General features: G+C 76.1%; 11 protein-coding genes and 1 tRNA gene. All 12 read right to left on the bottom strand.

The features are described from left to right. Window positions 1-43: 43 nt before the first annotated feature. The 12 genes from ACWPWW_RS17040 to ACWPWW_RS16985 all read right to left on the bottom strand — a co-directional run bounded on the left by ACWPWW_RS17040 (window position 44) and on the right by ACWPWW_RS16985 (window position 12,443). Window positions 44-116, bottom strand: a tRNA-Ala gene (locus tag ACWPWW_RS17040). 87 nt (window positions 117-203) lie between these two features. Next, on the bottom strand, window positions 204-899 hold the full coding sequence (locus ACWPWW_RS17035) for a histidine phosphatase family protein (protein WP_454051516.1): 696 nt from the start codon (window positions 897-899) through the stop codon (window positions 204-206). Next, a complete protein-coding gene (gene rsfS / locus ACWPWW_RS17030; RefSeq protein ID WP_454051515.1) occupies window positions 896-1,312 on the bottom strand; it encodes a ribosome silencing factor in 417 nt (138 codons plus the stop codon). Before rsfS ends, ACWPWW_RS17035 begins: the two co-directional genes overlap by 4 nt. Window positions 1,313-1,359: 47 nt before the next feature. Then, window positions 1,360-1,860, bottom strand: a complete 501-nt coding sequence (locus ACWPWW_RS17025; RefSeq protein ID WP_454051514.1) for a hypothetical protein — start codon at window positions 1,858-1,860, stop codon at window positions 1,360-1,362. Window positions 1,861-2,860: 1,000 nt separating this feature from the next. Next, window positions 2,861-3,463 carry a nicotinate-nucleotide adenylyltransferase gene (nadD, locus tag ACWPWW_RS17020; RefSeq protein ID WP_454051513.1) on the bottom strand — a complete coding sequence of 201 codons (603 nt, stop codon included), beginning with the start codon at window positions 3,461-3,463 and terminating at the stop codon, window positions 2,861-2,863. A 28-nt stretch (window positions 3,464-3,491) separates the two neighbouring features. Then, window positions 3,492-3,644, bottom strand: a complete 153-nt coding sequence (locus tag ACWPWW_RS17015; protein WP_454051512.1) for a hypothetical protein — start codon at window positions 3,642-3,644, stop codon at window positions 3,492-3,494. 62 nt (window positions 3,645-3,706) lie between these two features. After that, window positions 3,707-5,056, bottom strand: a complete 1,350-nt coding sequence (locus ACWPWW_RS17010) for a glutamate-5-semialdehyde dehydrogenase (RefSeq protein ID WP_454051511.1) — start codon at window positions 5,054-5,056, stop codon at window positions 3,707-3,709. A gap of 43 nt (window positions 5,057-5,099) precedes the next feature. After that, on the bottom strand, window positions 5,100-6,239 hold the full coding sequence (gene proB, locus ACWPWW_RS17005) for a glutamate 5-kinase (RefSeq protein WP_454051510.1): 1,140 nt from the start codon (window positions 6,237-6,239) through the stop codon (window positions 5,100-5,102). Window positions 6,240-6,381: 142 nt separating this feature from the next. Further along, on the bottom strand, window positions 6,382-7,893 hold the full coding sequence (gene obgE / locus ACWPWW_RS17000) for a GTPase ObgE (protein WP_454051509.1): 1,512 nt from the start codon (window positions 7,891-7,893) through the stop codon (window positions 6,382-6,384). Between the two features lie 82 nt (window positions 7,894-7,975). Continuing rightward, window positions 7,976-8,230 carry a 50S ribosomal protein L27 gene (gene rpmA / locus ACWPWW_RS16995; RefSeq protein ID WP_454051508.1) on the bottom strand — a complete coding sequence of 85 codons (255 nt, stop codon included), beginning with the start codon at window positions 8,228-8,230 and terminating at the stop codon, window positions 7,976-7,978. Between the two features lie 65 nt (window positions 8,231-8,295). Further along, window positions 8,296-8,604 (bottom strand): 50S ribosomal protein L21, encoded by a 309-nt coding sequence (gene rplU / locus ACWPWW_RS16990; protein WP_454051855.1) that lies wholly within the window; start codon window positions 8,602-8,604, stop codon window positions 8,296-8,298. Between the two features lie 371 nt (window positions 8,605-8,975). Beyond that, window positions 8,976-12,443, bottom strand: coding sequence for an Rne/Rng family ribonuclease (locus tag ACWPWW_RS16985; RefSeq protein WP_454051507.1), 3,468 nt, complete (start codon window positions 12,441-12,443; stop codon window positions 8,976-8,978). Window positions 12,444-12,847 lie beyond the last annotated feature (404 nt).

Below are 12,847 nucleotides of genomic sequence, written 5' to 3'. Positions count from 1 at the left end.
CGACGAAGCGGGCGAGAGCTGTCGCTCTCGCCCGCTTCCGATGTGGAGCTGAGGGGATTCGAACCCCTGACCCCCTGCATGCCATGCAGGTGCGCTACCAGCTGCGCCACAGCCCCGTGATCAGGTCCGAGGACCGTCTCACCACCCGCTGAGCGGGCGTAGGAAACAATAATCGAACGTCGCCGAGGAAGCGAATCGGCTGGTCACGCCGGGTCGCGGACCTCGTCGTCCATGCTCCGCGCGGGCTGGTCGGGCCCCGCGTTCCAGTCCGACGACGCGTGCACGGGCCCGACGTTGAGCGCCTCCAGGCGCCACGCGAGACCCGCGCCGGGCCGCCCCGGCTGCAGCTCGGCCCAGTGCGCGTTGGACATCCCGGCGAAGCCGCGCCACCCGGCGGGCATGCCGAACAGGCCGACCAGCCCGAGGTTGATCGCGGCGCCGTGCGAGACGACCACCAGGGTGTCGTCCTTCTCCAGCGCGGCTGCCTGCTCCGTCACGGCCTCGACCATGCGGGCCAGGACGGCGGCGCGCGTCTCCGCGCCGACGCGCTCGGGTTCGCGGCCCGCGACCCACGCGGCGTGCTGCTCGGGCCAGCGCTCGGCGATCTCCGCCGACGTCATGCCCTCCCAGTCCCCGAACGAGCGCTCGCGGACCCGCACCTCGGTGTGCACGGGCAGCCCGGTGCGGTCGGCCAGCGCCTGGGCCGTCGCGTGCGCGCGCCCCAGGTCGGACGCGATGATCCGCGTGGGCTGGTACCGGCTGGCGAGCGCGGCCGCGGCCGTCTCGGCCTGCCACACGCCGACCTCGTCGAGCGGGATGTCGGACTGGCCCTGCAGGCGCGCGCCGGCGTTGTGCGCCGTGCGCCCGTGCCGCCAGAGGACGACGCGCCCTGCCGTCACTCCCCCGCCTCGGCGGGGGTACCGGCCCGGGGGGCGTCCTCGCCCTCGGCGTGCACGTCGGCCGGGAGCTCGATGACCGGGCAGTCCTTCCAGAGGCGCTCGAGCGCGTAGTAGACGCGGTCCTCGGCGTGCTGGACGTGCACGACGATCTCGCCGAAGTCGATGAGGACCCAGCGGCCCTCGGACTTGCCCTCGCGGCGCAGCGGCTTGGCGCCGAGCTTGTGCAGCGACTCCTCGACGGCGTCGACGATCGCGCCGACCTGCCGCTCGTTGGTGCCGGACGCGATGACGAACGCGTCGGTCAGCACCAGCTGGCCGCTCACGTCGAGGGCGATGATCTCCTGGGCCTTGAGGTCGGAGGCGGCGCGTGCGGCCGCCACGGTGAGCTCGACGGCGCGGTCGGATGCCGACACGGGTCTCCTCGGGGTTGTCTGGGGTGTTCCGGTGTGGTGCAGGACGGTCAGGGTGCGGGTGCGGCGTCGAGGACGCCGGCCGCCACAGCGGGGACGTCGGCCCCCGCGGCGTCCGTCGCGGTGTTCGCGACGAAGATGATGAGGAAGCCGAGCACGAAGGCCACGAGCGCCAGCACGATCCACTGCAACCACGTGAACGGCAGCGGCCGGCGCAGCCGCTCGGGCTGCTCGAGCTCGTCGATCTCCTCGTCGGCGTCGAGCCCGTGCAGCATCGCGCCCGTGGGGTCGGTCTGCTCGGCCTCGGCCTCGGGCGTGGGCGCCGGGGCCATCGCCTTGAGCAGGGACTGCCACTGCGGGACCGGGACGTCGTCCTCGGGCTGGTCGTCGACCGGCGCGGGGGCCGACGCCGGCGCAGCGGGTGCCGGCGCGGGAGTCGCACGGGCCGGTGACGGGGCGGCCGCGGGCACCGCGGCGGTGCCCGGCGCGGTGCGGGCGGGCCCGGCGGCGGTCGGGGTGCCGGGGGTGCGCGGGCTCCACGGGGCGCCCACGGTCCCGGCGGGGGTGCCGCTGGTGCGTCGGGGCGCCGGGGCTGCGGCGGGCGGCGGCGCGACGGCGGACCACGACGCCGCCCCGGTCGCGGCACCCGCGGCCGCCGCCCCCGCGGGAGCCGCGCGGGGGACGTGGTGGGCGCAGCGGGCGCCGCGGCGGGCCGGGACCACGAGGACGTCGCGGGCCGCGGCTCGGGCGCCGCGGCGGGCTCGACGGGGCGGGAGGTGGTCCCCGAGGTGCCGGCGGACGTCTGCGGCCGGTGGGTCGGCTCGGCCGGCGCCGTGGCGGACGGACGCGCTGCGGTGGGCTGCCCCGGCAGGGACCTGGACCGGGCCGCGGGCGGGGCCGCGGGTGCGGCAGGCGCAGCGCCCTCGCCCCGCCGGGCCGGGCCCTCGCTCCGTGCTGCGCCCTCGCTCCGCTGCGCGGCGGCCCACAGGTCCGGCACGCGCGGCGCGGGCGACTCGGCGGGGCGCGCGGCTGCCGGCCCCGCGGAGTCCTCCGGCGCGGGCGTCCGGATGGACCGGCGCGTCCGCACCGGCTGGTCGGGCTGCATGCCGGGCGCCTGGTACCGCTCGGCGGACCCGTCGGGCCCGACGGCGGACACGGGCTGGTTGCGCAGGGCGCGCCGCGAGGAGGCGGCCGGCGCCTGGGGCCGGCCCGGTCCCCCACCGGCGGGGTCGGCAGGCGCCGGCGGCGTGGTCGCGGGCCGCTGAGCCGGGGAGGTCGCCGCGGGCTGCCGCACGGGCGCGGGCGTCGCCGCGCGCGGGGCCGGAGCCGGCGTGGCGGGCCGCTGCGCAGGGGCGGGCGCCGGTGCCGTCGGGGGCCGGGTCACGCCACGGGCGGGCGTCCGGGCGGGGTCGGGCCGCGGTGTCGTCGGCGTGGCACCGGCCCCGGGGTCGCCGGCGGCACCGCCCTGCTGGGCGGCGGCCTCCTGCGCGGCGAGGCGTGCGGCCTCGCGCTCCCGCAGCTCCCGTCGGGTCGGCGGCGTGCCGGGTGTGCTCATGACTGACTTCCTCGGTACAGACCGTGCTTGGCGATGTACTGGACGACGCCGTCCGGCACGAGGTACCAGACCGGCTTGCCACCCCGCGCGCGGGCACGCACGTCGGTGGACGAGATCGCGAGGGCCGGGATCTCCCACTGGCTCACGCGGTCCGCGGGCAGGCCCGCGACGGAGAGCGTATGCCCGGGCCGGGTGACCGCGACGAACTGCGCGCGCTCGAAGAGCTCGGGCGAGTCCTTCCAGGTGAGGATCTGCTCGATGGCGTCGGCACCGGTGATGAAGTAGAGGTCGGCGTCGGGCCGCTCGGCGGCCAGGTCCCGCAGGGTGTCGACGGTGTACGTCAGGCCCGGCCGGTCGATGTCGACCCGGCTCACGGTGAACCGCGGGTTCGACGCGGTCGCGATCACCGTCATGAGGTACCGGTGCTCGGCCGGGGTCACCGTCACCGTCTGCTTGAACGAGGGTGCGCCCGTCGGGACGAACACGACCTCGTCCAGGTCGAACCGCGCGGCGACCTCGCTGGCGGCGACGAGGTGGCCGTGGTGGATGGGGTCGAACGTGCCGCCCATCACCCCGAGCCGGGCTCGTCGCTGCGTCATCGGATGCGGGTCCCCGTGGGCTCAGGCGTCAGTGACGCGTGCCGACGCTCCGGAAGGCGTAGGTGACGAGCAGCATCGCGATGAGGGCCGCGAAGCCCGCGACGCCGAACACGACGGGCGAGAACGGCAGCTCGGTGGTGTGCTCGGCGACTGCCTCGGCGGTGCGCAGCGCAGCGGTCACGTGGTCCTCCCGGGACAGGTCGAAGTGAAGGTCAAGTGTCGCACGTCCACCGGCGTGGACGGTCAGGGACGCACGTGCCCGTCCCCGTGCACCACCCACTTGGTGGTGGTGAGCTCGCCCAGCCCCATGGGGCCGCGGGCGTGCAGCTTCTGGGTGGAGATGCCGATCTCGGCTCCGAGGCCGAGCTGGCCGCCGTCGGTGAACCGCGTGGAGGCGTTCACCATGACCGCGGCGGAGTCGACCTCCGCGACGAACCGCTCCGACGCGGCGAGGTCGCGCGTGACGATGGCCTCGGTGTGCCCGGAGCTCCAGGTGCGGATGTGCTCCAGGGCCGCGTCCAGGTCGTCGACGACGCGCACGGCGAGGTCGAGCGACAGGTACTCGGTGGCCCAGTCCTCGTCGGTCGCGGGCACCACGTCGACCTCGGCCGGGGCGAGGGCGGCGGTGGCCGCGTCGCCGTGCACCGTGACGCCGGCCTGCTCGAGCGCGGTCAGCGCGGAGGGCAGGAACGCCGCGGCCGCGTCGCGGTGCACCAGCAGCGTCTCGGCCGCGTTGCACACGCCGACGCGCTGCGTCTTCGCGTTCAGCAGGATGGGCAGCGCGACGGCGGGGTCCGCGGTCGCGTCCACGTAGACGTGCACGTTGCCGACCCCGGTCTCGATCACCGGGACGGTGGCCTCGCGCACGACGGTCTGGATCAGCCCCGCCCCGCCGCGCGGCACCAGCACGTCCACCAGGCCGCGCGCGTGCATCAGCGCGACGCCGCCCGCGCGCCCGTGGGCGTCGACGGACTGCACCAGGTCGGCGGGCAGGCCCTGCTCCTCCAGCGCGGCCCGCAGCACGGCCACGATCACCTCGTTGGACGACGCCGCCGCGGACCCGCCGCGCAGGACCACCGCGTTGCCGCTCTTGAGCGTGAGCCCGACGGCGTCGACGGTCACGTTGGGCCGGGCCTCGTAGATCATGCCGACGACGCCCATCGGGACGCGCACCTGCCGCATCCGCAGGCCGTTCGGCAGCGTCGAGCCGCGGACGACCTCGCCGACCGGGTCGGGCAGCGCGGCCACCTCGCGCAGCGCGTCGGCGATCGAGCCGATCCGCTCCGGGGTCAGCGTGAGCCGGTCGAGGAGCCCGGGCGACGTGCCGTCCGCGCGGCCGCGCTCCACGTCCTCGGCGTTGGCCCCCACGATGTCGTCGGCGCGGGCGACCAGCGCGTCGGCCAGGGCGTGCAGCGCCGCGTCCTTGGTGCCGCGGGTGGCGACGGCCAGCGCGCGGGCGGCGACCTTCGCGCGCCGGGCGACGGCCTGGACCGCCTCGACGACCTCGGTGGACGGGCTCGACGGCGCCGACGGCACGGCGGGCGTCGCGGTGTGCGCCCCGTCCGTGGCCGGGGCGTCGAGGGAGGTGCTCATCGGGCCAGCGTAGTCCCGGCGGCCGCGGGTGCCGGCGCCGGTCTCACCGGCGGCGGCGCACCAGGACCAGGTCGTCGCGGTGCACCAGCTCGCGGTCGTAGCCCTCCCCCAGCGACGTCCGCAGCTCGTCGGTGCTGCGGCCCAGGAGCTCCGGCGCCTCCTGCGACGAGTACGCCACGAGCCCGCGCGCGACGACGACGCCGTCGGTCCCGACGATCTCGACCGGGTCGCCGGCCTCGAACTCGCCCTCGACCGCGGTGACGCCCGCGGGGAGCAGCGACTTGCCGCGCTCGACGACGGCGAGCACGGCCCCGTCGTCCAGCACCAGCCGGCCGTGGGTGCGCGCGGCGTAGGCGAGCCACATCAGGCGGGTGGAGGCGCGCTTGCCGGTGGCGGCGAACCAGGTGCCGACGTCCTCCCCCTCGAGCGCCGGCGCCACCTGGGCGGCGGAGGTCAGCACGACCGGGATGCCGGACGCCGTCGCGATGGCCACGGACTCGAGCTTGGTGACCATCCCGCCGGTGCCGACGCCGCTCCCGCGGGCCGTGACGTCGATGCCCTCCAGGTCCCTCGGGCCGCGGACCTCGGCGATCCGGCGCGAGCCCTCGCGGCTCGGCGGCCCGGTGTAGAGGCCGTCGACGTCCGTCAGCAGCGCCATCGCGTCGGCGTGCACCAGGTGCGACACCAGGGCGGCGAGCCGGTCGTTGTCGCCGAACCGGATCTCGTCGGTGGCCACGGTGTCGTTCTCGTTGACGATGGGGACGACCCCGAGGTCGAGCAGCCGGTCGAGGGCGCGCTGGGCGTTCCGGTACTGCGTGCGGCGCATCGTGTCGTCGGCGGTCAGCAGCACCTGGCCGACCCGCAGCCCGTGGTCGGCGAACGCGCGGGTGTAGTGCGCGACCAGCAGCCCCTGGCCGACGGACGCCGCGGCCTGCTGCGTCGCGAGGTCCCGCGGACGCTTCGCCAGGCCCAGGGGGTCCATCCCGGTGGCGATGGCGCCCGACGACACCAGGACGACCTGGTGTCCGCCCGTCACGCGGGCGGCGAGCACGTCGACGAGCGCCCGCAGGCGCGCCGGGTCGAGCTTGCCGGTGTCGTCCGTCAACGACGACGAGCCGACCTTGACCACCACGCGGCGGACCTCGGGCAGCAGGCGGCGGTCGGACAGCGCGGCGGCACTCACGCGCGCATTCTCCCCCGCGCGAGCCGGCGCCCGCGCGCGCCATCCGCCCCCCGGGACGCGCGGCCCCCTCCGCCGGGTGGAGAGCCCTGCCCGACACGCCGCAGCGTGTCGGGCAGGGCTCTCCACCTGGTGCCGGTCGAGGTCAGTCCTCGCGCCAGAGGCCGGCCTCGCGCTCGGTCCACAGCTCCGCGCGGGCCTCGGCCTTGGCGTCCATGCGGTCCTTGTACTGCTCGCGCTTCTCGCCGCGGGTCGGGCGGCTGCGGTCCTCGATGCGCTGGTCGGTGCCGCGCGGGCCGCCGAGCAGCTCCGAGCCGGTCAGCAGCGTCGGCTCCCAGTCGAAGACGACCGCGGACGGCCCGTCGCCGATGACGACCTCGGCACCGGCGACCGCACCGGCGGCGAGGAGCTTCTCCTCGACGCCGAGCCGCGCGAGCCGGTCGGCGAGGTACCCGACGGCCTCGTCGTTCGCGAAGTCGGTCTGCCGCACCCAGCGCTCGGGCTTCGTGCCGCGGACCTGGAAGTACTCGTGGTCGCCCTCGGTGCGACGCGCGACGGTGAACCCGGCGTCGTCGACGGCCTTCGGGCGCAGGACGACGCGCGTCGCCTCGGGCGCGGGAGCCTCGCGGCGCGCCTGGTCCACCAGCTCGGCCAGCGCGAAGGTCAGCGGACGCAGGCCCTCGTGGCTGGCCGTCGAGACCTCGAACACCCGCAGACCGCGCGCCTCCAGGTCCGGGCGGACCAGGTCGGCGAGCTCGCGCGCCTCGGGGACGTCGATCTTGTTCAGGACGACCAGCTGCGGGCGCTCGGTGAGCGGCACGCGGCCGCCCTCGATGCCGAGGTCGCCGGCGTACGCCTTGAGCTCGGCCTCGATGACCTCGAGGTCGGTGAGCGGGTCGCGGCCCGGCTCGAGCGTGGCGCAGTCGAGGACGTGCACGAGGACCGCGCAGCGCTCGACGTGCCGAAGGAACTCCAGGCCGAGGCCCTTGCCCTCGCTCGCGCCGGGGATGAGACCCGGGACGTCCGCGACGGTGTACCGGGCGTCGCCGGCCTGCACGACGCCGAGGTTCGGGATCAGCGTGGTGAACGGGTAGTCCGCGATCTTCGGGCGCGCGGCCGAGATCGCCGCGACCAGGCTGGACTTCCCGGCGCTCGGGAACCCGACCAGCGCCACGTCGGCGATGGTCTTGAGCTCCAGGACGACGTCCCGGGCGTCGCCCGGCTCGCCGAGCAGCGCGAAGCCGGGGGCCTTGCGGCGCGGGGAGGACAGCGCGGCGTTGCCGAGGCCGCCGTGGCCGCCCTGCGCGACCACGAACTCGGCGCCCACGCCCACGAGGTCGGCGAGGATCTCGCCGTCGACGGACTTGACGACCGTGCCGTCGGGCACGGGGAGGACCAGGTCCTGACCCGTGGAGCCCTGACGGTGGTCGCCCATGCCCTGCGTGCCCGAGGGCGCGTGCCGGTGCGGGGCGTGGTGGTAGTCGAGCAGGGTGGTCACCTGGGGGTCGACCACCAGGGTGACGCTGCCGCCGTTGCCGCCGTTGCCCCCGTCGGGGCCGGCGAGCGGCTTGAACTTCTCGCGGTGGATGGACGCGCAGCCGTGGCCGCCGTCACCGCCGCTGGCGTGGAGGACGACGCGGTCGACGAACGCGGCCATGCGGGTACTTCCTTCCTCACGGCGAAGGGGCGCACCGCGTCGTGCGGTACGCCCCTCGCCTACAGCTGGGGTGGTGCGGAGCTCAGGCGGCCGCCACGATGTCGATGACCTTGCGGCCACGACGGGTGCCGAACTGCACCGCACCGGCGGTGAGGGCGAACAGCGTGTCGTCGCCGCCACGGCCGACGTTGACGCCGGGGTGGAAGTGGGTGCCGCGCTGGCGGACGATGATCTCGCCGGCGTTGACGACCTGGCCACCGAAGCGCTTCACGCCGAGGCGCTGCGCGTTGGAGTCACGACCGTTGCGCGAGGAGCTCGCGCCCTTCTTGTGTGCCATCTCAGGCTCGCTTTCCTGCGGTGCTGTCTACGGGGACGGGTTCACGGGCCGTGCGGCCCGCGAGGTCACTTGATGCCGGTGACCTTGAGGCGGGTCAGGCGCGAGCGGTGACCCTGGCGACGGCGGTAGCCCGTCTTGTTCTTGTACCGCAGGATGTCGATCTTCGGCCCCTTCTCGGCCTGGACGACCTCGGCGGTGACCTTGATCTTGGCGAGCGCCGCGGCGTCCGACGTCACGGCGGTGCCGTCGACGAGGAGGAGCGCGGGGAGCTCGACCGTCGAGCCGGCCTCGGCCGCGATGCGGTCCACGACGACGACGTCGCCGACGGCGACCTTCTCCTGACGGCCGCCGGCCTTCACGATCGCGTACACCACGTTGCTGCTCATCTCTGCTCGTCGAACTACAGGTTCTGGGGGCGTCCCGCCCTCGGGCCGCACCCCGGCGCGCCACCGCGGTGGCCGCGGAGCTCGGGACGTCGGCGCCACAGGGGCGTCACGCGCGAACGGTGCTTCCTGACCGGCTCTGCGCAGATACACACCGCGCCGTCAGAACGCACCGACGTTCAAGGTTACGCGAGCCCGACCTCACGGGTCAAACCGCGCCGGTTGTGACGCTCGCCCGACGCTCGCCCGACGCTCGCCCGACCTCGCGCACGCCGGGCCCGCGCGGCCGAGGTCGTCGCCCGGGCACGCGGCAGCCCGCCACCGGGGCCGTCCGCCTGCCGGCGCGACGACCCCGGCACGGGTCAGGACCGGTCGTCGTCCGCCTCGTCGGCGGGGACGGGGTACTCGAACAGGCCCGGGTCGACCCGGGTCAGCTCGAGGTGCGGCTCGGCCGCCGAAGGCTCCGCGGCGGCCGCCGGCTCGGCGACCTCCTCGGGCGTCCGCGACGCGAGGCTGCCCAGCGCGGCCAGCACGTCGAGGACGGGCTCCGGCGCGGCGGCAGCCGCCTGCGGGGCGACGTCCTGCGGCTCCTGCTCCCCCGTCACCGCGGTGCCGGCAGGCGCCTCGTGCTCCTGGCCGTCGTGCGCCTCGTCGTCGTGCACGTGGGCGTGCGCCGCCGCGGCCGCGATGGTGGCGAGCGTGGCCTTGACCGCCTCGCGCGCCTCCGGCAGCACCGGGACCGCGGGGGCCGGGGCCGCCGACGTGCCGACGGGCTGCTCCTTGGCGCCGCCGCGCTTGCGGCGGGACTTCTTGGCCTCGCCGGCCACCTCGGGCGCCTGCTGCGGCGCCCCGGCGTCGGCCCGGCCGTTGTGCTTCTCGACCGGGTCGGTGTGCACGATGAAGCCGCGGCCGTTGCAGTGCTCGCAGGTCTCGGAGAACGCCTCGACCAGACCCTGGCCGACGCGCTTGCGGGTCATCTGCACCAGGCCGAGCGAGGTGACCTCGGCCACCTGGTGCTTGGTGCGGTCCCGGCCGAGGCACTCGACCAGGCGGCGCAGCACCAGGTCGCGGTTCGACTCGAGCACCATGTCGATGAAGTCGATGACGATGATTCCGCCGATGTCACGCAGCCGGAGCTGGCGGACGATCTCCTCCGCCGCCTCGATGTTGTTCCGGGTGACGGTCTCCTCGAGGGTGCCGCCGGCGCCGGTGAACTTGCCGGTGTTGACGTCGACGACCGTCATGGCCTCGGTGCGGTCGATGACCAGCGAGCCGCCCGACGGCAGCCAGACCTTGCGGTCCATGCCCTTGGCGAGCTGCTCGTCGACGCGGTGCGCGGCGAACACGTCGCCGGTGCCGGTCCACTTCGAGACCTTCTCGGCCAGGTCGGGTGCGAGCTCGCCGATGTAGCCGGAGATCGTCGCCCACGCCTCGTCGCCCTGGACGACCAGGGAGGAGAAGTCGTCGTTGAAGATGTCGCGGACCACGCGGATCGCCATGTCCGGCTCGCCCTGCAGCAGGGCCGGGGCGGACGCCGTCGTGGACTTCTTCTCGATGGCCTCCCACTGCGACTGCAGGCGGGCGATGTCGGCGCGCAGCTCCTCCTCGCTCGCCCCCTCGGCCGCGGTCCGCACGATGACGCCGGCCGAGTCGGGGACGACCTCGCGCAGGATCTTCTTGAGCCGGGCGCGCTCGGGCTCGGGCAGCTTGCGGCTGATGCCGGTCATGCCGCCGCCGGGCACGTACACGAGGTACCGGCCGGCGAGCGTGATCTGCGAGGTGAGGCGGGCGCCCTTGTGCCCGATCGGGTCCTTGGTGACCTGGACCAGCACGGAGTCGCCGGACTTCAGCGCCTGCTCGATGCGGCGCGGCTGACCGCCGTCCAGGCCGGCGGCGTCCCAGTTGACCTCGCCCGCGTAGAGCACGGCGTTGCGGCCCTTGCCCACGTCGACGAACGCGGCCTCCATGCTCGGCAGCACGTTCTGCACGCGGCCCAGGTAGACGTTGCCGGCCATCGAGACCTGCGCCTGGCGGGACACGTAGTGCTCCACCAGGACGCCGTCCTCGAGCACGGCGATCTGCGTCTTGCCGCCCGACTCGCGCACGACCATCGAGCGCTCGACGGACTCGCGGCGGGCCAGGAACTCGGCCTCGGTGATGATCTGGCGACGGCGACCGGCGTCGCGGCCCTCGCGGCGACGCTGGCGCTTGGCCTCGAGGCGGGTGGACCCGCGCAGGGCGGTGACCTCGTCGCCGCCGCGCGAGCCGGACCGGCTGCTGCTGCGGGACGGGGCGGGCTCGCCCTGGTCGGCGTCACCGCCGCGGCCGGAGCGACGACGGCGGCGCCGGCGCCGGCTGCTGCCGCCCTGCTCGTCGCCCTCGGCCTGGTCGTCCGGCTCGTCCTCGGCACCGGTGTCGTCGGCGCCCTCGGCGGACTCGTCCGCGGGCTGCTCGTCCTCGGGGGCGTCCGTGTCCTCGGCGCCGTCGTCGGCGCCCTCGGTCTCGCCCTCGCCGGTGCGCGACCGGCGGCCGCGGCCACCCCGGCGACGACGGCGGCGGGGGGCGCTGTCGTCCTCGTCGGCGTCGACGACCTCGGCGGTCTCCGCGTCCTCGTCCGCCTGCTCGGCCTGCTCGACGGCGACCGCGGCGACGTCCGCCGGCGCGGCCTCGAGGACCTCGGTGGTCTCCTGCGCGGCACCACGACGGCCACGACGGCCACCGCGGCGGCGGGACGGCGCGGCCGTCTCCTCGGCCGGGGTCACCTCAGCGGCGACGTCCTGGTCCTGGGCGGCCTGGTCCAGGGCGGCCTGCTCCTCGACGTGGGCCGCGGCGGAGATGGACTCCGGCGATCCCGACGGGGCGGACGCGCGGCGACGCTTGCGCGGGGCCTCGGGCGCCTGGAACAGCAGCGCGGTGGTGGCGAGGCGCGCCGTCGCCGGGCGCTCCGGCTCCGGTGCGGGCTGCTGCTTGCGGCTGCTCGGGCGACGCTCGCGCTGGCCGGCCGGACGCTGCTCGGCGGGGCGCTGCTCGGCGGGACGCTGCTCGGCGGCGGGCTGCTGCGAGCGGCCCAGCTCCGCGAGCACGTCGAGGCGGCTGTCGGGCGCGGCGGCGGAGGTCTCCTCGGCCTGCTCGACGGCCTCGGCCACCTGCTCGTCCTCGGGGTCCTCGACGAGGGGCTCGTCCACGGGCGCCGCCGGGGCGACGGGCGCCGGCTCGGCGACGGGCGCGGCAGGTGCCGGCTCGGCGACGGGGGTCGCGCCCGCACCGGCGGGACGGGTCACGCGGCGCGAGCGGCGGGGGCGGGTGCCGGGCGTCTCGGCGACGGGAGCCGCGGGCTCCGCGACCGGGGCGGGCTCCGGCTCGGCGACCGCGGTCGGCTCCGGCTCCGCGACCGGCGCGGGCGCCTCGGTCACGGCCGGTGCCGTGGAGGAGCCGGCCGAGCGGGTCGCGCGACGACGCCGGGGCGCCGTGGGCGCCTCGGCAGCGGCGGGCGCCTCCGGGGCAGCGGGCGCCTCGGCCGGGATCGCCTCCGCGGAGGCAGCGGCGGCGGCCTCCGCCTCGGCCTGCTCCGCGGCCTTCTGCGCGGCGGTCTTGCGCGGGGCGCGCCGGCGCACGGGCTTCGCCTCGTCGGCGGGCGCCTCGGCCGGGGCGTTCCCGGCGGTGCTGCCGGTGGGTGCGTCGGCGGCGGGCTCCCCCGCGGCCTTGGTGGCCCGCGTGGCGCGGGTCCGGGGCGCGCGCTTGGGGCGGGTGGTCGCCTCGGCGGGCGCGTCACCCCCTGCCTGCGTCGCGGCGGTGGTGGTGCTGCTGTCCGAGGTGCTGTCGAGCGTCACGCCTGGTGCTCCTGCAAGCCCGGGTACGCCGGCCACACGCGCGGCGCCCTCGGGCGGTCGGTCGTCGCTCGCGTGGGACGCGGCGACGGAAGTCGTCGGTGTCGGCCGCTGCACAGGCGTTCGGCGCCATCGCCTGCCTGGCGCAGCGGGCCCCAGGGTCGGGGTCCGCACGGCCGGCGGCGCCTGGCGAGCGCGATGCGCTGGTGCGGCGGGCACGGTGGTCGCCCGGGGTGTGTGGATCCCGGGAAGCCGAAGCCAGTATCGCACAGGCTCCAGCGGGACGTGCTCTGGGTCACGCTCGTGAATCCCGTCACAATGAGACGACACCGCGTCAGATCGCGGGACCTTTGTCCTACGCTTGTGAACCGGGGCGCAATACCGTCGGACGACGGCCCCCACCTGGG

This window comes from Cellulomonas sp. Marseille-Q8402, from assembly GCF_965119525.1.
Note: the sequence above shows the minus strand (reverse complement) of the source record. Positions and strands in the feature narration are given on the sequence as shown.